Source organism: Clostridium sp. (genome assembly GCF_047718555.1).
In the GTDB taxonomy this organism is placed as follows: Bacteria; Bacillota; Clostridia; order Clostridiales; family Clostridiaceae; genus Clostridium_I.
Map to the genome: position 1 here is coordinate 76,978 of NZ_JBDNRK010000004.1, position 24,530 is coordinate 101,507.

21 protein-coding genes and 1 pseudogene are annotated in these 24,530 nt (G+C 33.6%); 4 read left to right on the forward strand and 18 right to left on the reverse strand.

Annotated elements, in window-relative coordinates; genetic code table 11:
- Nucleotide 1: 1 nt before the first annotated feature.
- From ABF633_RS02750 to ABF633_RS02760, 3 genes are all read right to left on the reverse strand, one after another.
- On the reverse strand, nucleotides 2-1,036 hold the full coding sequence (locus ABF633_RS02750; RefSeq protein ID WP_415521783.1) for a Cfr family 23S rRNA (adenine(2503)-C(8))-methyltransferase: 1,035 nt from the start codon (nucleotides 1,034-1,036) through the stop codon (nucleotides 2-4).
- Between the two features lie 155 nt (nucleotides 1,037-1,191).
- Nucleotides 1,192-2,676, reverse strand: coding sequence for an Lsa family ABC-F type ribosomal protection protein (locus ABF633_RS02755; protein ID WP_415521785.1), 1,485 nt, complete (start codon nucleotides 2,674-2,676; stop codon nucleotides 1,192-1,194).
- Between the two features lie 955 nt (nucleotides 2,677-3,631).
- Nucleotides 3,632-4,513, reverse strand: coding sequence for a helix-turn-helix domain-containing protein (locus ABF633_RS02760; protein WP_415521787.1), 882 nt, complete (start codon nucleotides 4,511-4,513; stop codon nucleotides 3,632-3,634).
- A gap of 447 nt (nucleotides 4,514-4,960) precedes the next feature.
- On the opposite strand from ABF633_RS02760, the gene ABF633_RS02765 reads away from it, so the two are divergent.
- The 3 genes and pseudogenes from ABF633_RS02765 to ABF633_RS02775 all read left to right on the forward strand — a co-directional run.
- On the forward strand, nucleotides 4,961-5,890 hold the full coding sequence (locus ABF633_RS02765; protein ID WP_415521789.1) for an alpha/beta hydrolase: 930 nt from the start codon (nucleotides 4,961-4,963) through the stop codon (nucleotides 5,888-5,890).
- Between the two features lie 613 nt (nucleotides 5,891-6,503).
- Entirely contained in the window at nucleotides 6,504-6,827 is a 324-nt protein-coding gene (locus tag ABF633_RS02770) for an EthD domain-containing protein (protein ID WP_415521791.1), read from the forward strand.
- A gap of 289 nt (nucleotides 6,828-7,116) precedes the next feature.
- Nucleotides 7,117-7,389: pseudogene (locus ABF633_RS02775) on the forward strand (phosphatase PAP2 family protein); the annotation flags it as partial.
- Between the two features lie 535 nt (nucleotides 7,390-7,924).
- Here the strand turns inward: ABF633_RS02775 and ABF633_RS02780 are convergent.
- Nucleotides 7,925-8,053: a hypothetical protein gene (locus tag ABF633_RS02780; RefSeq protein WP_415521793.1), complete on the reverse strand. Its 129-nt coding sequence runs from the start codon at nucleotides 8,051-8,053 to the stop codon at nucleotides 7,925-7,927.
- Nucleotides 8,054-8,541: 488 nt separating this feature from the next.
- Between ABF633_RS02780 and ABF633_RS02785 the strand changes: the two genes are divergently transcribed.
- A complete protein-coding gene (locus tag ABF633_RS02785) occupies nucleotides 8,542-8,781 on the forward strand; it encodes a helix-turn-helix domain-containing protein (RefSeq protein WP_415521795.1) in 240 nt (79 codons plus the stop codon).
- Between the two features lie 44 nt (nucleotides 8,782-8,825).
- On the opposite strand, the gene ABF633_RS02790 is transcribed toward ABF633_RS02785, so the two are convergent.
- The 14 genes from ABF633_RS02790 to ABF633_RS02855 form a co-directional block, all read right to left on the reverse strand.
- Nucleotides 8,826-9,155: a hypothetical protein gene (locus ABF633_RS02790; RefSeq protein ID WP_415521797.1), complete on the reverse strand. Its 330-nt coding sequence runs from the start codon at nucleotides 9,153-9,155 to the stop codon at nucleotides 8,826-8,828.
- Entirely contained in the window at nucleotides 9,152-9,598 is a 447-nt protein-coding gene (locus ABF633_RS02795) for a hypothetical protein (protein WP_415521799.1), read from the reverse strand. Before ABF633_RS02795 ends, ABF633_RS02790 begins: the two co-directional genes overlap by 4 nt.
- Nucleotides 9,598-10,284, reverse strand: coding sequence for a hypothetical protein (locus tag ABF633_RS02800; protein WP_415521801.1), 687 nt, complete (start codon nucleotides 10,282-10,284; stop codon nucleotides 9,598-9,600). The genes ABF633_RS02795 and ABF633_RS02800 overlap by 1 nt, the downstream gene beginning before the upstream one ends.
- A gap of 138 nt (nucleotides 10,285-10,422) precedes the next feature.
- A complete protein-coding gene (locus ABF633_RS02805) occupies nucleotides 10,423-10,821 on the reverse strand; it encodes a hypothetical protein (RefSeq protein WP_415521803.1) in 399 nt (132 codons plus the stop codon).
- Between the two features lie 54 nt (nucleotides 10,822-10,875).
- Complete coding sequence (locus ABF633_RS02810) at nucleotides 10,876-11,841, reverse strand: GH25 family lysozyme (RefSeq protein ID WP_415521805.1); 966 nt, start codon at nucleotides 11,839-11,841, stop codon at nucleotides 10,876-10,878.
- 17 nt (nucleotides 11,842-11,858) lie between these two features.
- A complete protein-coding gene (locus ABF633_RS02815; protein WP_415521807.1) occupies nucleotides 11,859-12,113 on the reverse strand; it encodes a hemolysin XhlA family protein in 255 nt (84 codons plus the stop codon).
- Between the two features lie 42 nt (nucleotides 12,114-12,155).
- Entirely contained in the window at nucleotides 12,156-19,283 is a 7,128-nt protein-coding gene (locus ABF633_RS02820) for a hypothetical protein (RefSeq protein WP_415521808.1), read from the reverse strand.
- A 22-nt stretch (nucleotides 19,284-19,305) separates the two neighbouring features.
- Nucleotides 19,306-19,683: a hypothetical protein gene (locus ABF633_RS02825; RefSeq protein ID WP_415521810.1), complete on the reverse strand. Its 378-nt coding sequence runs from the start codon at nucleotides 19,681-19,683 to the stop codon at nucleotides 19,306-19,308.
- Between the two features lie 26 nt (nucleotides 19,684-19,709).
- A complete protein-coding gene (locus tag ABF633_RS02830; protein ID WP_415521812.1) occupies nucleotides 19,710-19,988 on the reverse strand; it encodes a hypothetical protein in 279 nt (92 codons plus the stop codon).
- A 51-nt stretch (nucleotides 19,989-20,039) separates the two neighbouring features.
- On the reverse strand, nucleotides 20,040-20,306 hold the full coding sequence (locus tag ABF633_RS02835) for a hypothetical protein (protein WP_415521814.1): 267 nt from the start codon (nucleotides 20,304-20,306) through the stop codon (nucleotides 20,040-20,042).
- A gap of 17 nt (nucleotides 20,307-20,323) precedes the next feature.
- Entirely contained in the window at nucleotides 20,324-20,671 is a 348-nt protein-coding gene (locus ABF633_RS02840; protein WP_415521816.1) for a DUF6711 family protein, read from the reverse strand.
- 10 nt (nucleotides 20,672-20,681) lie between these two features.
- Nucleotides 20,682-23,810 carry a hypothetical protein gene (locus ABF633_RS02845; RefSeq protein WP_415521818.1) on the reverse strand — a complete coding sequence of 1,043 codons (3,129 nt, stop codon included), beginning with the start codon at nucleotides 23,808-23,810 and terminating at the stop codon, nucleotides 20,682-20,684.
- 73 nt (nucleotides 23,811-23,883) lie between these two features.
- Entirely contained in the window at nucleotides 23,884-24,162 is a 279-nt protein-coding gene (locus tag ABF633_RS02850) for a hypothetical protein (protein ID WP_415521820.1), read from the reverse strand.
- Nucleotides 24,163-24,220: 58 nt separating this feature from the next.
- A complete protein-coding gene (locus ABF633_RS02855) occupies nucleotides 24,221-24,529 on the reverse strand; it encodes a Gp15 family bacteriophage protein (protein ID WP_415521914.1) in 309 nt (102 codons plus the stop codon).
- Nucleotide 24,530 lies beyond the last annotated feature (1 nt).

Sequence of the window (24,530 nt, forward strand, 5' to 3'; positions counted from 1 at the left end):
ATCATAATTCATTTTCACAATACAATTGTCCGCAAGCAGCACTAATTTCAGAACCAAATTGTGTTCTAACAGTTACACTAATGCCAGCTTCCTTTAATGTACTATAAAATTGTTTGATATCACTTGATGATTGAAATTTAAAAGTTGTTTTGTTCGTAGAATTATAAGGTATCAAATCAATATGGTATAAATGCTCCCATGAACCACGATTTTTCAATAAACCTATAACTGCCTTTGCATGTTCTTTAGAATCATTAATCCCTTCAAGCATAATATACGCAAGAAACACTCTTCGTCCTGTATGAATGATATGTTCATCTAATGTCTTCATTACCTCATGTAATGGAAATCTTTTATTTATAGGCATTAAATCACTTCGTTGACTTTCAAATGGTGAATGAAGCGAAAAAGCGAGATTCACTTGTGGAAATTCTTTGGTCAATCTTTGAATTCCTGGTATAACACCAATTGTTGAAATCGTAATTCTTCGTTGACTTAACCTAAATAAATTTTGATCAGTCAAAATTTTTACTGCACCAAATAACTCTGGATTTGCAAAAGCCTCACCCATTCCCATAAATGAAATACTATTCAAGCTATGTTCATTGAAATAAAAATAAAGTAATTGATCAGTTATCTCATCAGCAGTAAGATTTCGTTTAAATCCAGCACCTCCAGTTGCACAAAAACGACATCCAAAACCGCAACCACATTGAGAAGAAATACAAAACGATTCCCACCCCTGTTTATACTGTAATCGAACAGCCTCTATTCTCTCTCCGTCTGTCAATTCGAATAACAATTTTTCAGCTTGCTTAGAACCTTGTGAAAAAACAGGTATTACACTAGATACATTATTCCCAAACTCATTTACTAAAGCTGTCCTTAATGCTTTTGGTAATATGTGCATATCATCAAAATTATCTATCCTTTGATGAAAAATAGCTTTTGTAAACTGTGTATATCTATAATTTGGTAAATTTAAATTTGATACTATTTGTTTTATTTTTTCATATTTTGTTTTTGTCTGCTTCATGTAGGCTTCCTCCTCGCTATTAATAGTTAGGAAGCAAAGCCAGCATAATTGGCGACTTATACTACTCCATGCAAATGTCGCCTAAAACATCTGGCTTTGCATGGAGCCTATTATGTGTTACTTGTATATTCGTATTAAGCATATTAATCCCATTTCTATCCTTTCAATTTTATCGTTTTTGTTGCAACATTCTCACAAAATGCAATATCATGCTCAACAAACAAAATTGTCGGTTGATATTCAATTAACAATTTCTCAATCTGCATACGAGAAATTACATCGATAAAATTCAATGGTTCATCCCAAATATACAAATGTGCCTGTTCACTCAAACTTTTTGCAATCAATACCTTTTTCTTCTGTCCTCCACTAAAATCCTCCATATTCTTCTCAAACTGCTCTCTTGAAAAATCAAGCTTTCTAAGAATCGATTTAAATAAACTTTCTTCAATACAATGTTTTTCTGCATACTCAGATAAGTTACCATATAAATCTGATGTATCTTGTGAAACATACGAAATGATTAACTGACTATTTTTCCTCACAATTCCATTATGCAGGATGTCTTCTCCATAAATTAATTTCAGTATACTTGATTTTCCACTACCATTCTTTCCTTGAATAGAAATTCTTTCACCTTGCTCTATGGTGAAGCTTACTGCTTCACAGACAATTCTATCATCATATTGAATTGAAACATCCGTAAGTTCCACAAGCTTTTTATCATGGAAAGTAAGCGGTACTATTTTTAAACTTTCGTTAGATTCAATATTTTTAAGAAGCTTTGATTTTTCCTCAATCATGTTCTGTTGTCTAGCTTCTGTATTTTTAGCACGCTTCATCATTTTTGCAGCTTTATGTCCAACATATCCTTTATCTAATTTGCTCCCAGAATTAGTAGTTCCATACTTGCTGCTTTCAACACTATCTGACCATGTAGATGTACGTTTTGCTGAACTGGAAAGCCGGCTAATATCCTTTTTCAATTTTTCGTTTTCTGCTAGTTCAAAACCATCTTGTAATTCTTTGTTTCTCCACCATGAAGAAAAATTTCCTTTCTGTATTTCAATATTAGTTCTATTAATGGCCAAAATATGGTCAACACAATTATCCAAAAAAGACCTATCATGTGAAATCAGAATAAATCCTTTCTTTCTTTTCAAGTAATTACTTAGTTTTTTTCTAGCTTCAGCATCCAAATGATTTGTAGGCTCATCAATAAGTAAGAAGGATTTCTCCTTCAAAAACATAGCAGCTAGCAATGCTTTGGTCTGCTCTCCTTTAGATAGTGTATAAAATTGTCTATATAAAACATCATAATCCATATCTAACAATGATAATTCTTTAATTATTTCCCAATCCATTGAATTTGGACTGATTTCCATTATGATATCTATAGTGAAATTTCCTTGTTCCTGCACCTCATAAGGAAAATATTCAAAAGTCACATCAGCTGAAATATTTCCATTATATTCGTATTTCCCAAGTAAAAGATTTAAAAAAGTAGTTTTTCCTCTTCCATTTCTTCCGGTAAAGGCCAATTTCCAATCTGTATCAATTTGAAAACTTACATTTTCAAAAATATTATCATAACTACCTTCATAAGCAAAGGTTAGGTTTGTAACATTTATTAAAGACATATTTTTGTCCTCCTCTGTAATTAATAGTATAAATAACAAAGTCGGAACAATAGGCGACTTTGTTATTACTCCATATAAATGTCGCCTTCAGTATCCGGCTCTATATGGAGATTATCATGTGTTAGCAAAGTGTCTTTATTTTTCATAATATTAATTATCCTCCTTATTCGAATTATTTATAAAAAATAAGAGCCGCAAGAAATTATTATTCTTACAGCTCATAGATATACTAGTTAAGCTAATCATTATAGCATAACATAAGAGTATATATTAAGAGAAAAGAGAATAACTTTCTTGCATAAGTACGACCAAATAAACAGAACTCATCCGTTTATCTTTTTGTCAATTGTACTTTAAAAATTAGCAAGAAAATTAAATCATCTTTTCACCTCAAATTTCAACTTTTTTATATTATACCACTATACGTTGAAAAAAATCAACAACTACTGAATCAAGAAATACTATTTCTTATCTATCAGCACTACTGTCTCCACGTGCTCTGTGTAGGAAAGTAACATAATGTTACCTCACACGAGCCTCTCCCATGTTTCCTGCCTATGGCAACATATTTTCATCATTCACAAACCCAGTATTTTCAATGGTTCTAAGGTTTATATAGCCTTGCCACGTATTCCACATGTGTTGACGCTATTATAAGAACATAATTTTTCAACCTCGTTGTCATCATGTGAACACAATTCATCACTTCTGTATTTCTCCCTTGCATTTTTTCTTTGAGATTTAAACTTATCACCACTTACACTATTTTTAAGTCCTGTTTTATAAACAAAGGTAATCTTATCATAATGACATGCATTCTATTATTCTATTTGGCCCAAATATATTTGCTTTTTTGGTTCATTTATCATAACGCATAATGAAAATTTAGTATATAAGTTGAATGTAAAAACCCCTGTACGAAATATCGTTCCGGAGTTAATAAAATATCACAAAATCACGTAAAACTATGCTGCTGTTTATAAGAAATTGGAGAACACCCGTAGCGCTCTTTGAAGGCTCTAGAAAAATGTGCTACGTTTTCAAATCCCGTCATAAAGCAGATATCTGTTACTGACATGGGAGTATTCATCAAGAGTTCTTTTGCCCGATCAAGTCTTCTTTCTCGAATCCATTGATGAGGGGACATATTGTAAATAGTTTGAAAGTCTCTTTTAAAACTCGAAAGACTTCTGCCTGATAAGTATGCCAAATCACTTACGGAAATGGGATTAAGAATATTTTCTTCAACAATTTTAGGAATATCTGAACGTGTCTGCTGCTTTAGCTGAAGTAATTGCTGCATAAGATCATTATCAGCGGCAGCTAAATCATATAACAGCTCCAATAATTTGATTTTCATTAAATTTCCACTGATAGTTTCACACTCGTTAAAATACGGTTTTAACGAGTCAAAATATTTTAACAGGCGCTCATTGATTGGCATTACTGAAATAGGTACTGAGGTTCTGGGTTTTGTCAGCTTGACATTTGCCATTTTGGCAAATTCTCTCAAAAGATCATCTTTCAAAAAAAACATTGTATATTCCAGCAGGCTCTTCTCTTCAGGATCTCCAGATTTTTGATACTGAATAACAATAGCCTTTTTCAATAATACCATCTCATTTTTATGAACGACATATATCTTACCTCCATAGCTGATGGAAAAAACCCCATGCTGTACTAATAATATGAGATGGTCCTCTAAAAAAAATGAGCCTCTTGCTTTTTTTATAAAAGTACAGGAACCAACTACGGTAAATCCATTCAATTTCAAAATACTTTGTTTGTTTGGCACTGGGGTTACCCCCTGCGGTGCTCTTATAATTCTCTCGCCCATATCAAACCGTCCTCCATCCTGTTTACGAATTTCAAAGTATAATCTCAACACACATAAACTCTCGTGTATACATAATTAATCTTTATCACATTAAAGGATTTAAGGGAATAGAAATCAATAATATTGGACCAAAATATCAAATGTATTTGGGCCAAATAGAGAAATCGATTGAAATCTATTATGTTATGATTATATAGTAATTTATTTATTAAAATCAAGTATAAAAAGGGGGAATTATAAATTTGAAGTCGAAAATGGGAATTATGAATGCGGAAACGAATTCGCCGTAGGCGAAGATGAAACTATCAATTCACAGAGAGATGTGAACGAATGGGCTCCAGGTTTTGATTTCAATGAACAAAGCAACTATTAGCGCTTGTCACATGTTGCATATAATAAAAGAATTGCAACATGTGACAAATAAAATAACTTTAGGAGGATTAATAAATGAAAACAAATGTAAATTTTGATAGTGCCGGTATAAAAATTGCCGGGAACCTTTACACACCAGATGGCGAATTTAGCGGACCACGCCCTGCAATCGTTGTCGGACATCCCGGCGGTGGTGTTAAGGAGCAAACTGCTGGCCTCTATGCAAAAAGACTGTCTGAACAAGGCTTCGTTACTCTTACCTTCGATGCTGCCTATCAAGGCGAAAGTGAAGGCGAACCGCGTGGATTAGAAGATCCAGCTCAACGCGTCGATGACTTCAAGGCAGCCGTCTCGTTCCTCAGTGTAAACAAAGAGGTCGATCCGAACCGCATAGGTGCTCTCGGAATCTGTGCTTCTGGCGGCTATGTGATTCCTGCTACAGCAACCGACCATCGTATCAAAGCTGTCGCTACTGTCAGTGGTGTCGATATGAGCCGTCAATTTCGTGTCGGTGCCGATGCAAAACAGGACCCCACCGTTATACAGAATATGCTGGATGCCGCAGCAGCAGCCCGTACCTCCGAGGCTCGGGGTGAGGGTGTAGGTGTATTTCAGATTTTTCCGGAGACTGAGGAGCAAGCCCGTGCTGGTGGACAACACGTATTCGAAGGTTGGGAATATTACTGTACTAACCGTGCACAGCATTCGCGCGGAGCTAAAGTCTTTACATGGAATAGCGTTGATCGTATCGTATATTTTGACGCTTTCCGGTTTATTGATCTGATTGCACCGCGCCCGCTACTTATGATCGTTGGAACTCAAGCAGTTACATCTTGGATGACAACCGAAGCGTTTGAGAAAGCACAAGAGCCCAAGGAACTATTCTGGATTGATGGAGCCACTCACGTCGACCTTTACGATAAGGATGAGTACGTTAAGCCTGCGGTTTCAAAGCTCACAGAATTTTTCCATACGAATCTTAACTCATCCGGATCTGCTCGGTAGTTGAATAAAACAAGTAGTTTTATGATATAAACCATATGGAGATATACTTACCTCATAAAGCCCTCCATTTCGGTATAATGCTCCCACTATCCCATGAAGGGATAGTGGGAGCATCCGTGTCACCTAATGCAATTTATTATGTTATATATATTAATAATGTAATAAATGATATCATAAGACGTAAAAGAAATACCTTAGTGCCACTCTATAAATATTAATAAAATATTTTGCTAATAGACCAATACCAGCAAACGTGTCATGAAGTGCAAAGTAACATTAAAAAGCCAGCAAAATAGCCATTTTTGAAGAGTTTTTATTATTACATTTTTTCAATATTTTTAGAAGTGCATATCTATATCAAATCGTTGATATTACTCGTTTTAAACTTTACTTTGCACCTGGTGACAGCTGGTGTTGGCTTCTACGTAGCAGACCGAAGCGCCATGATTGTTCAACCAGCAGACCAAATTGAATGCGGTAGTGGTAATATATATAAAATTATACAAAATTGTTAATTTAGTTCATTTTGTATTTTTTTTATGCTATATTGAGCATAGCAAATCGAGACAATACTAGTGAATCGATTGAAATTAAAATTAGGGAGGAACTAAAAATGTTTAAAGTGATGTCTTTTCTTACGAAAAAAGAAGGGTTGAATACAAAAGAATTTATTGATTATTACGAGAATAATCACGTACCTTTAATTGCAAGTATTGCTCCTGTTCCGGATGGATATAAAAGAAACTATATTATTGGGGGTACAGAAGAAGATTTTGACGTAATAACCGAAATGTCTTTTCAGGATCGAGAGGCTTATGAAGCTTGGGTAGATAAAATGTATGCACCAGATACTGGGGTAATTGAAGATGAGACAAGATTTCTTGATAGGGCAAAAACAAAACCACATTTTATTGAAGAACATAAGACGGATAAGTAATTTTTTTGTTCTGGGTTTAGGTTTTTATGTAATAATTTGATTAGAGTCATTACCAACGACATCCTCTAGGGTGGAAGCCGAGATACGTGCAAAAACCGGTAACTTGATGGAAGGAATTAACATCAAGTTACCGGTTTTTGGGTGAGTAGCCGGCGACTCTTACAAGTGCCGGCCCTCTCAGAACCGGACGTGCCCAATTAAGGCATCCGGCCCCCCATATGAACCTATTTACACATAGGGGTATGGGCAGGGAATAGCGGAAATTGTACGCTAAGCTAAGTAAAACAAACGACCGTTTATTCATAATAAGGTTAATTTACTTTATCCTCATGCAGTTGATTCATCATTTCCAAGCGACCATGCTACAGTAACAATGAGTATTGCATTGGGTATAAACAAATATAATAAAGCTCTTGGAATAGTATTAACAATGTTGTCACTCATAGTGGGATTTTCAAGAGTATATGTGGGTCATCACTTTCCTTCTGATATAGCAGGTGCATATATAATAGTATTTATTACGAGTTACATATATAATGCTAAATTTAAGGGGTACCTGTAGCAATGGAACAATAATAGCAATAGAAACAAAACTACTTTTTTGTTAAATTCACAAAACCAGCATGAAATTGTGAAATTTTATCTTAATTAAGATAATAATAAAATAAACTATTCTATCTATAATTTTTGCGAGAAAAATGTTAAAAAAAAATTGAACCCACAACCAACTAATTAGTTCAAAAGCAGATTATAGATGTTTATAATTTGCTGTAACTATTGATGTCATTTAATTTGTTAACTATTACCTTCTGTCAGAAACTAAAAGTTTCTGAAACTTATGTGGGAAAAAGTGTGGGAAAATAAAAAAATAAGAGAATCTACATTTCTGTAAACCCTCTTATTTCAACGTTTTTGGCAGGGGTAGTAGGATTTGAACCTACAACCAATGGTTTTGGAGTTCTATAATTCATATATATTGAGCATTTCAAAATGTTCTTAAACGTCTGTTTTACTAGCCTTTCAATGTATTACTGTTATTAATCATTTCTTATCATTTCAGTTAATTTTTAAAATATGACAACCAAAAGACAACCAATTTATAGTTCTGAAATAAATAATTTTAGTTTCTCAATTACTGATTTTAGCTTAGAGTTTTCTTTTAATAATTCTTCATTATGTATTTTTAGTTCCTTAATTTCTTCTTTTAGTATTTCAATTTCATTCATTATTTTATCCCCCTCTAACAATAATCCTTATATTATTGTTATATACTTTATATATGTCATTTAAACATAAATATGACAAATTATTTTATATTTTTTATTTAGCGCCTTTTAAATAACAATATTTTACAGAACAAACGTTCGCATCAATTTGTATTTTTATTGTACAACTTTTATTCATATTCTGCAAATTTTTCTATCGAACACATTCGACACCCATAATATAGAAATATTTCTAAGTCTTATTTTAAAACAGAAAATATTAGGTAAATATTTTTTATAATTCATTTATTTCTTAGTTAAATATTTGTACATTTTAAGGATTGGTTAAATAAGATTAAATTAAATATAGAATTTGGAAATAGTTTTATAAAAGGTGTAATTGTATCCAATTAAAAATTACGTATATTGTAATTAAATTACGAAACTAATACAACGAATAACAAATGACGTTACAATCTAAATGAATATGTTGTTAGAGGTGTAACTTTATGATTAGAATATACTTATATAGGTTGTTAGGGGAACGAAAAATGACTCAAAGAGATCTCTCTAGAAAAACTGGAATAAGGCCGGCCACTATAAATGAGTTGTATCACGAATTAGTTGAAAGAGTCAGCTTAGATCATTTAAATAAAATATGTACAGTATTAGATTGCAAATTAGACGAATTGATTGAATTTATACCAGATAAGAAAGATAAAAAGTCCATAAAAATATGGAAGGAGTAACTATATAAGCTACTCCTTTTACTATGTATATAATATGTATTTCGTTACTTAATTTTTTTCATTTCTTTGTAAATTTCAAGGAACACAAAAGGACCAGCAAACATAGCAAAAAATATACCTACACATATACTTACCATTGGTGCGTCGGTAGTGTCTATTTTAAACATTACACAAATAAATATTATAAATAAAATAAGTACAATAACAACAAATGCCATTCCTGGGCTTAATTTATTCGATGGAATTTTTTCCAGTAGTTTACCAAAACTTTTAGCTAAACTATCTACAGCTTTACCAAATCCAAAAACATCCGTTATTGTTTTCTTTTGTGTTTCAGCACTGGATTCACCTATTTCACTGAGAATTAATATCATTTTAATCTCTCCTTCAATAACAATTTATCCATGTGCATTCCAAACATCCCTAGTATAAACATTATTATACCAGCTATAGAAGCTATCTTAGGTAAGAATGGCACTTGTATAAACAATGTAATTGAAAGCAATATACCTAATATAAAAAAAGTTAAAATAAATGTATTATGGTACTTTTCTAATTTCTTATAAACATTACCACTTATTAAATTATCTTGTTTCATATTTATTCCTCCAATCATCCATTCACCTTTTATATCATTTGCCAATATATCATATGCAGTACCTTTAAAAATATGTCCAAAAGGTAGAATTTCCTCATCATAATTGTAATTGTCGTTTTTTAGAGTCTGTATTGTTTGTGTTCCAGAGCCTTTGCATTTATCATTAATTGATGCTCCTGTTCCAGAATAATTTTGTAAACATTCATGTGTAAATTCCATTATTTAGCATCTCCTATACTAGAAAAAAACTTATCAGAACATACACTAATTCTATCTTTAGCATCTTTAAATATACTGTCTAAACTATTACTTGGACTTGGAACATCCTTGTAAAAATCTATATCATAAATAATAAAATAATTTGTTTTTGTTTCTGTTCTCCCGTAACTAACAGTTATATTCTGGTTAATCAATTTAGAAAAGTTATGATTAATTTTATACTCACCATAGCTTGTACCAAAGCCAAAACGAACATCAATTATATCTTCACCATATTCAGAAACACTAATATTATTTTTATTTATAAATTTATTTAAAATTATCTTCTCTATATCTTTTGGATTATCCTTCTCTTCGCCAATAAAAATTCTTATTCCTACTCTCATAAATTGATTAATGTTAAAATTTTCAATTAACATGTTAATTGACTGCATATAATTTTTGTAAATTTCATCTATGTCAATAGGGTCTTGAATATCCATAACCATTCTATTACTGTCTATTAATAAATTGCCTTTAATATTTGGATTGCTAAGATGTAATAAATTTGTAGATGGATTAAAATTAACATTAGGAAATTTAGTCTGATTAGATGTGATTATAAAATTTATTTTATCCATGCTATTTGAAAATTGTAAGTTTAATCCATGCATACATTCAAACACAATTCTTTTCGTTTTTCTCATATTTAATTGCCCCCTAAATATTTATCTTTCGATCTTTAGTTAATTATACTATATAAGCCTAAATATTCCCACGATTAGCAAAAAAATAATTCTAAAAAATAAAAAAATCCTCCCTTTTACAGGAGGATAATTAAAATATTATTTCTGTACTGTAGCATTAATAGTAGTAGATCCAGTATATTTCAAATTATTAACTTCCAAAACAGTCTCCTTAATTACATTAAAAATCTGCTCATCTGTAAGACCTGTCTTGCCTGCTATAATCTCTAAAACTTTACTATGTTTAAAAGTTCCAGTCCAATCAAATTCTTTACCTAACTGCTCTACAGTTTTTACTGTACTCTTAACTATAGCAATATCCTTGTTGTAGAGTTCTATGCCCATTGTCTGCTTAAGAGCTTCTTTCTGTTTATTGATTAAATCCTGCTTAGAATCTAAAAAATACTTCACTTGCCTTCTTCCTATCTCTAATATGGTAGCAACTCCAGCACCAACTACAGGTATAATAATTTCATTTACAATTGTTTGACTTAACATTTCTCATTCCTCCAATATTTTTATATTAAAAAAGGACTATAGTTTCCTATAATCCTATACATTTTCATCAAGCAATTTTGACCAGGTTGCTGGGCCAACTACTCCATCCGGATTTAAACCATGAGATGCCTGCCAATTCTGAACTGATACTTTAGTACCGTTGCCAAATGTTCCGTCTACACTAGCACCAACTCTGAATTGAATGTACCTGGTAGCATATTCATAGTGAGGGTTTGGAACTCCATCTACTGGTCTTGAATAAATCTCTCCTACTGCTCCTGCTGTTTTTGGTCCCCAAATTCCATCTTGCAAAAGTCCCATAATGCCTTGAAATTCTTTAATAGCTGCTGTAGTTACTGGACCATTAAAGCTGTCTACTACTATACCTTTTTTAAGAAGAGTATTAAGTTGCAGCTGAATTATTCTTACTGCTGGATCTCCTTGCTGTACTGGCTGTTGTACCTGTGAAGCTGTTAAAACTACATTATTAGAATCTATTAATACATCATTACTGAATAAGTCTACATCTACATCACCTGTCATTCCAGGTATTCTTCCAGTCCAACTATGCTGTATTCCGGCATAACCTTTGGTATCTGCTGGAGTTGCTCCCGGTTCTGCAATCCATATCTTATTTTTAGGAAGTCCTGATTTATCAGCTACATTGTGAGCAGCATATAACAATAAACCAGAATTAAGGGCCATAAACGCAGTAACGAAATTCATGTCGGGATTAGCTACTTCATAGTCTAAGCAAGGTTTTAAGTCCTGTTCATACTTACCTATAGTATTAATAAAGTGCTGATATTCTTGTGCTGGTGCATTTCTAGCTGCAAAGTGATAGAATCCTACCTTTAATCCTCTGTCCTTAGCATTTTTGTACTGGCTATCCATTAATGGATTTACATAAGTTACACCCTCTGTGGCCTTAATATAAACTACTGCCACCCCATCTGCTTTGACTGCATTCCAATCTGTTATGATAGTTCCGCTGTAAATGTCTATTCCTTTGAATCCCATTGATAATCATATCCTTTCTATTTTTTTAATAAGGTACTTAAAATAAAAATGGAGACTGTGACAAATATGCCAAGCCCCCACATTATTACTGTTATAAAGGTATCCATTTTCTTTATTAGATTTTTAATTTCTGTCCTATTTGCTACTTCATTTTGTTCTAGAATATCAAGCCTTTTAGAATGACTATCTAATCTATCTTTCTGATCTTTTAATTTTGTATCGATGGTCTTGTGTCTTTCCTCACATAGCTTTGCATCATAGCTTTCACTCATACTGCACCTCCTAAAATTTCTATATAAAAAAGCACCCTAAAATTAGGATGCCTGTTTCTCTGATGAAGGCATATCGATTGATTTTAATCTATCAAATTCATAGCCTTTCTGTTTAACTTTTATTTCCCATACAAAAGGTATATCTGCTGTTCCTCTTACAATAAAGTATGTTGGATACATCTCAGCAGGATCTACCCACACGTTACCATTACCATAAGGGCTAACAAATACTTCATACTGCATATTAGCGGTTACAGCTTCTAAAAACATAGGGTCTATATTAATGATACACATACCATTAGTGATATAGTTTCTCTTCATATCTCCAAAATAGCATTCAGTCATTTCATATGCATTAAATGCCCTAACACCATAACTGTCTGTCTTAACTGCTCTATTCTTAGAACCACCTACAACTAAATTACCAGCCATAGTTAAATTACCACTACGACAATTAAATAGGAAAGTCTGTTTAACTAAATTTGTTGGAGGCGAATCGAATGGGGCATCTGAACCTATTGTAAAACTATCCCAACAACTCATAGTTACATTATGTGTAGAATAACTACTACCATCCTTTCCCGTACTCCACATTTTAAATTGATTAGTACCTATACCAATGCCATAATCAAATTCTGTTATATAATTACCAGAATTATTAATATAATGTACATTTTTCAAAGAATGCCCATTCCAATTGCCATCACCGAAAAAGCAGAATTTTTCTGTATTACCACTAGGATTATTACCATAGTTTATTACAAAATCTGTGGTTATATAGCTTCCGTCTGCAGCTTCTTTTCCAAATCCTAAATATCCCTTTGCAGTACCAACACACAAGCCTATGTCACTAGTTTTAGTTAAATCACTTCCATAGGATAAAAACATACCCGCGGCTACCGCTCCAGTATTTTCATAATCCTGAAAACCTATTGAATGGTCGCCCACAACTAGCCCTTGTACACTATTAACTTTTCCTATTATAGAAGCACCGCTTATTGTTAAACTAGAAGTTGAATTTGTACTTGTTATAGTGCTTCCGGAAATAGTAGTTCCTGATATAGTACCCCCAGTTATTGTTCTACCGCTTAGTGTACCTGTATTAATACTAGAAGCACTTAAATTGGTAACAGTAATCTTACTTGCATCTAAAGTACCAGTGGTTATTTTACTAGCATCTATACTTAAAATAGTACCGCTTTGTGCGGTGATAGTATTTGCCTTTAACTTATCTGCTGTTATTGTATTTGAAGCAATCTCATTAGCTGTTACTGCATTTGCAGCTATTTTACTTGTTGTTATTGAATCGTCTTGGATTAGTGTATTACCAACTTTCTTTTTTACTGTTAGATTTGAAATTAATGTTATCATTTTATTTGTATCTGAATCAAGTTGGTTCATTTGAAAGTAAATCCAGCCACCTGTTACATCATCACTACCAGTTACTCCTCCATTTCCTATTGTTACATTCCATACACAATGTGACCAAGACATGTATACAGAATTAGTTACTGGTCCACTTACATTCCACCATGTAGGTGTTGCTGATGTAGTTCCGTTTTTCAATAGTTGAAACCCAGCTGACAATTGACCTCTATCATTTTGATATCTATAAACGTCAGCTTCAATTGTAAATTGATCTCCAGGTCTAAGTGGTATTTGATTTATTCCATCATTAGCTATACTATCTCTTGTAGTTAATGTTAATACAAAAGGTGTTCCAGCGTGTGAATCTGCCCTTACCGCACCTAAACCGAAACCACCCATATTTGTATTCATTGAAGGATTCGGAAAATAGTTTGTAAAATCACCTATCAATATTTTGTCTGTTGTTATTGACATAGCACCTATTCTGTCAGCACTTATTGTACCAGCATTTATTTTAGTAGCATTTAAGTTTGCTATTTTAGCATCTTGAATAGTTCCATTTGCAATTTCTGCATTGGTTATTGTACCATCAGCTATCTGTGCATTGGTTATTGTACTACTTGCTATGCTCGCATTTGTAATTGTGCCACTTGCTATTAGGGCATTGGTTATTGTACCAGTTTTAATACTTGCATTAGTTATTGTTGCATTAGCAATCATTGCATCTGTAATGGCTTCTGTTGCAATTACTCCACTAGTAGCAGTAATTGTGTTTACTTTTAAACTATTTGCATCAATAGATCTTGTATAAATATCTCCACCGTCTATTTTAGTTGTATCACTACTATGTGCCCAGCCACTTAAATAAACTGTTCCGGATATTTGAATCTTACTTGCACTAATGCCTATAGATTCTGGTGATATATTTATAGTCGAAATTACATTATTTCCACCAACTCTATCGTCTGGATTTGCTATCCAGACTGTAGCTGTATTTCCTTTTTCTAATTTTACGCTACCTAAATGTGTTAAATATCCACCTGACGTTGAACTACTTGTAGCACCTTGTACAAAACTTGCATGGCTTAAGTTACTAGGTGTTGTGAATGTAAAGCTTTGAACTGTGTCTGTTTTTGCATAGTCATAATTAAATACAATATTAGAAGTGGTACTGTCTGTTAAATGACATTCTAATTGCGTGTAAATTGAAGTTATGCTTCCTTCTTTTCCTGATTTAAAACTTATTGTGTATTGTGTATTAGCTAAAAGTCCAGGTATTGAACCAGAGCTTATTCCGCAATTAGTTGTTCCATGTCCAATATATAGCATACGTGGAATTGAATAATTAGATGTACCTTGATTTACATATACGAAAACACCGCTTCCCCAAAAACTCCACTTATAAGGGGCAGTTGTTGAACTAGGATTAGTGCCCTGACTAAAATCACCGTTTAATATCAAATTTTCACCAGCATTTACATAATTAGTATCAGCTTTAATTGTTATAGAACTATTTGTACTTATATCCAAACCACTTCCAACACTACTTGCTAACTGACTTGTTGTAATAGTTCCTGCTGATATATTAGTTGCAGTTATTGTTCCACTTGCAATATCGCCTCCAGTAATAGTATTTGCAGCAATTTGATTAGTTGTAATTGTGCTTGCAGCTATTTCGTTTGCTGTTATAGCCCCCGTTACAATCCTATCTGCTGTTATAGTTCTTGAAGCTATCTGAGTTGAGGTAATAGTATTTGCAGCAATATCTGACGCTGTTATGGTATTTGCTTGAATATTATTAGACGCGATAGTATTTGCAGCAATTTTATCTCCTGTTATTGTTGCAGCAGTTATTTTACTTGCTGTAATTGCTCCATCTTGAATTAAAACAGCTGGGGTGACTTTCCTAATAAATACTTTTCTAACTTTAATAGAATTAGCAGCTAAACTACCGCCTAAACCTATATTATAATAAAAAGTTGTGGCCGGGTTGAAGTTAGGCAAACTTACATAACCTGTAAATTTTTGTTCGGTTGTAGTAATTGTAAAAGAACTTCCACCTAATGAAGCATTACTGCTAGAGCCATTGTTTGCAGCCCACGTATGGGAATATAATTGAGTAGTAACATTTGCACCAGTATTACTAACAGCATAAAATTCTACATAATATTGCTCATTTGGACTTCCAGACAATGGCTGAACATCGTCCATAAAGAAAAACCAAGCTGTATTACTATTAGTAGCATACCCATTAGCTATAGTTGTATTTGTCCAAGCATTAGTAACATTTGCACCTATTACTTCATTTAAAGTTGCTAAATTTGTAAAGTCTCCAATCATAATTTTATCTACTGTTATAGAATTTGCTTCAATTCTGTTAGCATTTAGTGTCCCAGTGGTAATATCACCAGCATCTAAAGCGCCTATTACTCCGCTTGCTGAGGTAATTGTACCAGATGCAATCTTGTTTGCTGTGATAGTTCCACCAGCAATTTCATTAGCAGTTATAACACCACTAGCTATTCTATCTGCTGCAATTGTTCTTGAAGCAATCATTGAACTTGTTATTGTGCCTGCATTAATTCTACTTGCACATATATAACCACTTGTTATGTTGCCAGCGTCTAAATTTGCTACTGCTGCATTACCTAACTGAGTTAATGACCAACCTGAACCTGTCCATATGCTAATTCTATTACCATTTGCAGTATCAAACCATGTATCATTTACTTTATAAGTTCCTCCAGTTGGTGTTGTTACTTGTCTATATACCGTACTCTTTCCATCAGCTGTGCTACTTACTGTATCAATTTGTGATTGTACGTCATCTATTGCTGGACTCCAGTCTGTAGCCCTATTCCCACTCTCAAGTTTAGCTTCTTTATATTGAACTGTATCTGATGGTGTAGTTCCTGACAAATGTCTAATAGATATATGCACATTGTATCTATTAGCAGGACACGTTGCTGTGACAGTGACATATCCTTCAGAACCAGCTGATATAACTGTATCGGATAAAAATTGACTATATACTGATTGGTCAGCAGACCTAAATTCCATCATAGCTCTCGCATCTTGATTTGTAGGTTTTAAGTAGATTCTACCAGTAAAAGTGTCTCCTGGATTACATGCAATTTGTGAAAAATAACTATCCCAACCACCAAATGTAACTGACCTAAAATCACTTGAAGTATTTGATAGCAAGTTTACTCCACCAACTTGTAAATTATCAATGCTACTTTGAGCATTGATTGTAGCAATATCAGTTGTACTTACCCAGGCTGAACCATTCCATTGCATTGGTGAAATTCCACCAGTAACTGACTTCATCCATAGATCACCAGTTTTAAATGTTCCTGTAGGAGTGGCTGACCCATAAAAAGTTGTATTCTTACCATTTGCAGTAGTTTGGGCATTTGAAGCATTTGTTAAAGCTGTACTAGCATTAGAATAAGCAGTGTTTATAGTGTTATTTATAGTTGTTGTTAATTCATCTGAGCCAACTTCACCATTCTTTATCTTATCTGCTGTAATTGCTCCAGAAGATATTTGGAGACCATTTATAGTTCCAACGGTTATATTTGCTGCTTTAAGGTTTATAACTTCTATATTAGCAGCATCTATTGTACCGGCGGTAATCTTACCAGCAGTTAATCCAACAATTTTAGCGTCTGTAATACTACCATCAGCTATTTGAGTTGTTTTAACTGCCGCTGTTCCTATAAGGGCATTGGTTATGGCACCTGTTTGTATATTAGCTGTTCCTATAGCTGCACTCCCAATTTGTGCATTACCTATTGTAGCATTAGCAATTTTGGCTCCTGTTATTTGTGCGTCTCCTATTTTTGCAGTAGTAATTTGACCATCAGCAATTAAAGCCGTAGTTATAGTGGCGTCTGCTATAATTCCACTAGCTGCTGTAATAGTACCAGTTCTTATTTTATCAGCAGTTATACTATTTGCTTGTAATACATTAGCTGTTAGAGTTCCAGTAGTAATATTGGAAGCATTGATATTTGATACAGTTATTTGGCTAGCATCTATTGTACCAGCAGTAATTTTGTTGGCATTCAAACTGGCAATATTTGCATCAGTTATTGTTGCTAATGCAATTTTAGCAGTAGTAATTGTAGCATCTTTTATAGAAGCATTAGTAATAGTTCCATTTTTTATATTAGCATCATCTATTGTTGCACTTGCTATATTAGCTGATGTTATTGTTGCACTAGCAATTTTAGTACTGGTAATTTGTGCGTCAGCTATATGAGCAGTTATAATTTGCCCACTTCCTATAAGTGCACTTGTTATAGAAGCAGTTTTTATATTAGCTGTATCTATTGCAGCTGAACCTATCTTTGCGTTAGTAATAGCTGCATCTTTTATCCATGCAGTATCAATGGCAGCTAAAGCAATTTTAGCACTTGTTATAGTTGCATCTAATATTTTTGCAGAAGTAATTTGAGCATCAGCTATTTTGGCAGTTACTATGGATGCATCTACTATCTTTGCACTAGTTATTGAAGCATTTTCTATTTGAGCTGTACCAACCACTAAATTATCTATTTTAGCATTAGTGGCAGTTAAGTTATCTATAGTTGCATAAACAGTACTTAAATTATCTATTCTTGCATTGGTAGCAGTTAGATTATCTATTGTAGCTGAAGTAGCGTATAAATTATCAATCCTAGCATTAGTAGCAGTTAAATTATCAATAGTAGCAGTATTGGCAAGTAAATAATTTATATTAGCCTGCTCTACCACCATTCTATCCACAGTATTTTTTAAACTTCCACTAGAACTGAATTCCTGGGATGTTTCAGTTTTTCCAACAGCAGAACAACTTCCAGTTATAGCACCTTTGTAAGTAATCTTATTATCCATTACCAAAGTAATATAAACATTGTTATCTACATCAGTTATAGTAATTTTATCTCCTGCCTGTAATGCCTGGTTTCCTTGCCAATCCATACTGTAAGGCATGTAGGATAAATTCTTAAGCACATTATAAATGTTATTTAATTGTGTCTGCGTCATTATAGGATTTTCAAATTGTATTTCATTGCCACTGGATCCCGCTGTTAATATATTATCAACTGCATTTCCCTCAGAATCTTTCTTTTGGCCAGCCTTACAGGACAGCCTACCTATAGTAAATGCATTTTGGTTTGTATTTAATTTAAAATAATTATCCCCGGTTACACTAAATCCAGTATCTACATAAGAAATTATTTCAAGCTTTCCAGCTCTATTAAATCTGCAAAAGCCACCTAAAAAAGAAGCTATAAATCCAATAGCTTCCCTATAGGTATACCCTTCTATTTTATTTATTTGTGTGCTTGGAAGAGTTGTGGCAAGCTGAACTCCAGCCTTAGAACATATCTCCTGTGCCACAGAATTAATATTGGATGGATAACTCAAATCACTAAAATAAGCCTTTTCAAGTTTTACCATGTTGTCATAGCATGTTATTTTTACAGTATTTTTCTCAACGTCTATATCATCTACCGTAAAAACTCCTAATGGAACATCTTCATAATTACCATTAACAAGTAAACTTATTGTAGCTGTTACTGGAGCATCCTCTATAATAAGACTACCTGGAGGATTGACTACAGCAACTTCAAGTTTAGCACTGCCAACCCCACCAAGCATAAAAGTGTCAGACGGATTTACATTCTCTTCTAAATCTATATCAATTATACTGTTATCATCAAATACAGTGCTCCTTATAGTTACAGAAGCCTTAAAAGTTCTTCCATTTTGTTTTATATTATTTAAAAAGTTTTGTGATACATTATACATCTAGCATACCTCCTTACGAGGTTTATTTTTCATCAATCATGTATTCAATAGCTTGCAGTTCTACAGGAGATATATTGAAACCATTTAATTCATTTATAGAGAATTTATGAACTTCAATTTCATTTTCTATATCCAATAAAGCCTTTATATCTTTATCCCATTCATCTTTATCCTTAAATTTAATTTGTCCTTTCTCATCTGCAATTGCCTTGCCTTTTTCATCTTTCTCCGCATATTTTTCTATTAATTTTTGTCTTTCCTTATCATATACCTTAAGCTCTGATTCAATTTTAGAGATATTTTTAGATATGGCGTAACTGACCTTTACAGGAAGTTGCTTTTGAGCAACCCCACTTAATTTTTGTATATTTTCTATTAACTTTTGATTACTTATTTTCATTTAAAATCATCCTCTCAGTTTATATTTTATTGCGCTGCACCAAATATTACATATCCTAATGATTTAGCTTTTGTTTTAACTGCTGTTTCAAACTGTGTGTATTGCTCTGCTACAGTTTCACCAGCTACATTAGCCGCACCTTCCTGTGTAAGTAAAGCCTTATTATAGGTATTAACATTTATAGATAGATTCATATTACTAGCATCTAAGCTATTAACGCTTAAATTAGCTACCACAGTGTCATTGTTGTTAGCATCTTTCACTGTTATGTTTGCACTTAAATTAACTGTTTCGTTTATATTCATTATTAATCACCATTCCTTATATTATTTTTTGTATTAAAAAAGAACCTATCTCTAAGCTCTATTTAAGCTATCTATGCTTGTTGAACTACAATTTAAATCTGAAATATCTGCCTTTGAAGCTACTATATTTTCTATTTTACTAGCATCTATTGTGCCACTTGTAATATTGTCTGCCGCTGTAGATGCAGACAAATCGCATATTGTTGCTTCATAGTTAGATGTATGAATGAATCCTTTTTTATTAACGGTATCAATTATTTCATTAATCTTGTTAATAACCTCTGGTACAGTACTACGTTCATTTAATTTTTCTATCATAATATTGTCCTCCTTATTTATACTTCTATTAAATCAAATTTCAAACCCAGCCACAGATCCTTATTAAAGTCATACTTAGGTGCTGATCTATCTCCGGCATAAAATGTTCTTGTCTGATCATTCCCTGTGTATGGATCCGGATAGACTACTGGAAAATTTACTGGATTCACAGCCTGCAATATTGTACTTATCTCGGCATTGGTTAAAGGCCCCCATTCACATTCCAGCTTTCTCATTTGCCTTAATCTATCACGCATCAAGACACCTTTAGCATTTCTCTGTGTAGTATCTGAATCTAGGTCAACCAGGTCAACTTGAAAAGTTTTAGGAGCAGCAACCGCCACTCCATTTATTGATAAAGCCATGTCACCACTCCTATATATCTAACGGTATTCTACCGTATTGTTTCTTTATTTTATTTAAGGCTTTGATTACCGCTTTTCCAAAGTCAGTATCGCCAATTCTGATTAATAAATCTAAGTTAATATCAGGAATAGGCTGACTATTTCCTCCAGGAGAATCACCTTTTATATTTTTAATAGCTTCAACTAATTCCTTAATTTCTGCTATTAATTTATTTATTTCATTAGAAGTATCAGAGCTGCTAGTTCCTGTCATAGAAAGCTGTGGCTGCTGTATAGTACTTATTCTCTGTGATAACATACTAGCAAGCATATTAAGCCCTTGGGTGTTATTTTTTAATGGGACTACTGCTTCAGGACCAGCTTCACCGATCATTGCAGTAGTCGGCTTATCTACTATACCACCCTGAGCTAGATATGGAATTCTAGGTATATCAATACCGAAACTTCTTCCACCAAATTCAGGAACCCAATCTGGAATAGTAACATGAAGTCTATTTAAAGCACCTATAGCAGCGTTAACAAGTGATATTACAGCATTTAAAGGTGACTTCACTATAGCCGCTAATCCACTCATTATACCGTCAAAGATTTCTCTAACTCCCTGCCATGCTCTTGACCAGTTTCCTGTGAATACACCAGCTACAAAATCAATAATTCCTCCAAAAATTTGCCTTACTGCATTAAATATATTTCTTATATTAGCTAGAAAACCGTTTAGTATATCTCCCATCCAACCAAACTTTTGTGACCAATCAGTTGAGAATACAGAACCTAACCAGTTTTTAAATGCATCAAATGTATTTTTTACACCGTTCCACACTTCTGTAGCTTTGGCTTTTATAGTATCCCAGTTTTTATATAGTAGAATTCCTATTGCTATAGCAGCAGCAATTCCAATTACCCATATGCCAACTGTTGATGTGCAAAATCCAATTGCTGTTTTCATTGCTATAGTTGCTATTTCAACTATATTCTGCATTGCTACATAAGCTTTTATAGCAATTGTAACCGCTCCCCATGCCAAAGCAAAACTGCCTAATACAATTATTATGATATCCAATATAGGTTTACCACTCCCCATAAGCCAATTAATAACACTGCTCAACTTATCAAAAAGTTTGCCAAGTACATTAAGTACTGGGGCAATGGCTGGCGCTATCATATTTACAAACCAGTTAACAAAAGGCGCTACAAAATTTGTGAATATAAATAGTGCTAGCTCTCCGACTTTAAGACCTAGTCTAACGAGGCCCTCAAAGGCATGTTGACCACCATTAGCCCAAATTAATCCTAGCTTTTGAGTTATATTTTCTATAACACCACTACCAGCTTGTAAAGCCTGCATAAACATATTAGCAAATGTAGGGCCTTCTTGCCCCCATACTCTTCTTACAGACTGTAACATTTTATCTATAAGAGAAAGCACATTATTAAGTGCATTGGCTAAAGATTGTATAACCTGTGTTCCTATACCGCCTTTATTCCAAGCATTAGCAAAAGTTACTCCTATATCTCCAATAATATTTAAGATATCCTGGAGAATCTTTAAAAGGTTAACGAGTATCCTTTCTCCGGTACCGTTAGTCCATACAATATAAAAGCTTCTCCCTATGGCTCCAAGTAAATCTTCAATACCTTGCAAAGCATGTCTAGCAGCATTAATAGTATTCTGTCCTTCTGCTGCCCATGCCTGTTGGAACGGTTTCCACAGATTAGCTAATATATTTTTAAATCTATCAGCCCATCCACTTGTTGCCGCTTCAATAGGTGCCATATTGGCCATAGGAGTTATTGGAGTAGTTACTCCGCTGCCTGCTGGTGTTGGTGTCTTAGGTGTAGTATCTTTATTCATCTGCAATTTATTTATTTGGTCAAAACCTGCTAGAGCACCTTGAATTTCCTTAGATGCTTTTTTAGTTGCATCTGCTGAATTGGTAGCAGACTTTCCTACTCCACCCAGACTATTAGCAGCTTTCTGTGCTTGTTTATCAGCAATGGTCATTGCACCTATTTGGCTTTGCATTGCCTGTGCAGCTGTAAAACTTTGTTGATATGTTTTACCAAATAATTGGCTTATAAAGCTTGCAATATAAGCCGTAGCAGTAGCTAGTGAACTCATTAGACTATTTAGTGCTGGAAGAATAGCTTCATATATAGGCATAAACGCTGTGTAAAGGTTGCTTTTAATCTGATTCAAACTATTTGCAAACTGTGCATTTACCATTAGGGTAGAACCAAGAAACTTACCGAGAGAAGTAATACCCCCGATTATCATAGGGAATATTAGCCCCCATGTAAACATGCTGTTTATAAACATACCTATACCTCCATAGGCATGATTCATATTGTTGTTCATTTCCTTGGTGGAATTACTCATATTATGCATATGAGTGTTGGCTTTACTTGCTGAGTTTCCAACATCTCTTATTTTTTTATCAGCTTCACTCATACCTGAACCTGCATTCTTAGCAGCACTACCTAACATTTCAAATTGTTTATCTAGATCAGCTAATTGAAATCCTAATCTATCAGATTGGCCAGTAAGCTTATTTATTGCAGCTTCCGTATTTAAAATTTGTTCTAAAAGCTTATTTTTTCTAGCTCCGTCAAAAGCTTGACTATACGACAATTTTAAATCTGATAGTTTAGCCTGCTGCTGTTCTATTTTTGCATTAACTATATCTAAGCTTTGAGCTAGATTATCAATCGTAGCTTTCAAAACCTCTGGATTACCCATATCTATTTTAGGCATCTTAGATGTAGGAATATTAGGTGCTGGTGGCCCTCTAGGCTGTGGTATTTGTGTATCCATATTTTGATTAGGCATAGGCATATTACCTGGTATATCAAATTCTACCGGAATTCTTATTGCCTTCATATTAGCCAAAGCCGCTTCAAGCGCTTTAGATAATCTTTGCTCTATGATCTGCTGCATAGTTTCCATAGATCTCTCTATAGAACTTGTCATTTGTTTGCCTATATTGTCACCAAGTCCTTTGAAACTTAGATTACCTAAACTTTCAAGAGAAGCTTTTAGTTGATCTCCTATTTTATTAGCTGCCTGTTCTATCTGCTTACCTAAGTCGCTTGTTAGCTCCATATCAAGACTGATTTTACCTACTGAATTGTTATCTGCCACAGTTACACCTCCTTTTAGGCATAATAAAAGCACCTAGTAATTAACTAAGTGCTTGATATGCATATTATAAAATTTATGGTTTCCATTTATGCCCACAGTTTAAGCATGTTATTATTATTTTACTTGAACCTATAAAGCCCGTCATAAGTTTCCATCCACGCTTTTCCGCATGAATATTAGTGCTTTTACACTTAGGGCAGAAAGGAACGTGATCTTTTTTGAGCTGCTCTAATCTTTCTTTTTGGTACTCTTTCTCTGCTTTTTTAGCATCTTGTTTATCTTTTTCCTTTTGTGCCATAGCACCAAAAGTATATTTTTTCCTTTCCTTTTTTACATCATCCCAGAATCCCACACAAATACCCCCTCTTTTTAGCACAATTATACTATATTTTTAGGAGTATTTGTATAGATTAGCCAAAAGCTTTCGCAAATAATTCCTCTATTTCTTTAACCTTAGCTTCTTTCTCTTCATCTGTCATGGATTCTATTTGTCTATTTCTCCACTCATCCCTAATACGATTCTGTTCAGGTGTAAAGTTTTTAAGCATATCCTTATCCTCTTCACTTCTAATACTAACTATTTGACCAAGTGGAGTTTTGGGCATTATTCCAGCTAGAAGAGTACAGAATTCATCCCAAGACATATCAGGTTCATTTCTAAGTCTTATTCCATATTGAGCTGTAAATGAAGCTTCAATAAGCCCCCAATCATCATATATA

Coding starts and splice junctions, on each gene's coding strand:
- ABF633_RS02750 (WP_415521783.1), bottom strand. CDS start 1,036: ATGAAGCAGACAAAAACAAAATATGAAAAAATAAAACAAATAGTATCA.
- ABF633_RS02755 (WP_415521785.1), bottom strand. CDS start 2,676: ATGTCTTTAATAAATGTTACAAACCTAACCTTTGCTTATGAAGGTAGT.
- ABF633_RS02760 (WP_415521787.1), bottom strand. CDS start 4,513: ATGGGCGAGAGAATTATAAGAGCACCGCAGGGGGTAACCCCAGTGCCA.
- ABF633_RS02765 (WP_415521789.1), top strand. CDS start 4,961: ATGAAAACAAATGTAAATTTTGATAGTGCCGGTATAAAAATTGCCGGG.
- ABF633_RS02770 (WP_415521791.1), top strand. CDS start 6,504: ATGTTTAAAGTGATGTCTTTTCTTACGAAAAAAGAAGGGTTGAATACA.
- ABF633_RS02780 (WP_415521793.1), bottom strand. CDS start 8,053: ATGAATGAAATTGAAATACTAAAAGAAGAAATTAAGGAACTAAAAATA.
- ABF633_RS02785 (WP_415521795.1), top strand. CDS start 8,542: ATGATTAGAATATACTTATATAGGTTGTTAGGGGAACGAAAAATGACT.
- ABF633_RS02790 (WP_415521797.1), bottom strand. CDS start 9,155: ATGATATTAATTCTCAGTGAAATAGGTGAATCCAGTGCTGAAACACAA.
- ABF633_RS02795 (WP_415521799.1), bottom strand. CDS start 9,598: ATGGAATTTACACATGAATGTTTACAAAATTATTCTGGAACAGGAGCA.
- ABF633_RS02800 (WP_415521801.1), bottom strand. CDS start 10,284: ATGAGAAAAACGAAAAGAATTGTGTTTGAATGTATGCATGGATTAAAC.
- ABF633_RS02805 (WP_415521803.1), bottom strand. CDS start 10,821: ATGTTAAGTCAAACAATTGTAAATGAAATTATTATACCTGTAGTTGGT.
- ABF633_RS02810 (WP_415521805.1), bottom strand. CDS start 11,841: ATGGGATTCAAAGGAATAGACATTTACAGCGGAACTATCATAACAGAT.
- ABF633_RS02815 (WP_415521807.1), bottom strand. CDS start 12,113: ATGAGTGAAAGCTATGATGCAAAGCTATGTGAGGAAAGACACAAGACC.
- ABF633_RS02820 (WP_415521808.1), bottom strand. CDS start 19,283: ATGTATAATGTATCACAAAACTTTTTAAATAATATAAAACAAAATGGA.
- ABF633_RS02825 (WP_415521810.1), bottom strand. CDS start 19,683: ATGAAAATAAGTAATCAAAAGTTAATAGAAAATATACAAAAATTAAGT.
- ABF633_RS02830 (WP_415521812.1), bottom strand. CDS start 19,988: ATGAATATAAACGAAACAGTTAATTTAAGTGCAAACATAACAGTGAAA.
- ABF633_RS02835 (WP_415521814.1), bottom strand. CDS start 20,306: ATGATAGAAAAATTAAATGAACGTAGTACTGTACCAGAGGTTATTAAC.
- ABF633_RS02840 (WP_415521816.1), bottom strand. CDS start 20,671: ATGGCTTTATCAATAAATGGAGTGGCGGTTGCTGCTCCTAAAACTTTT.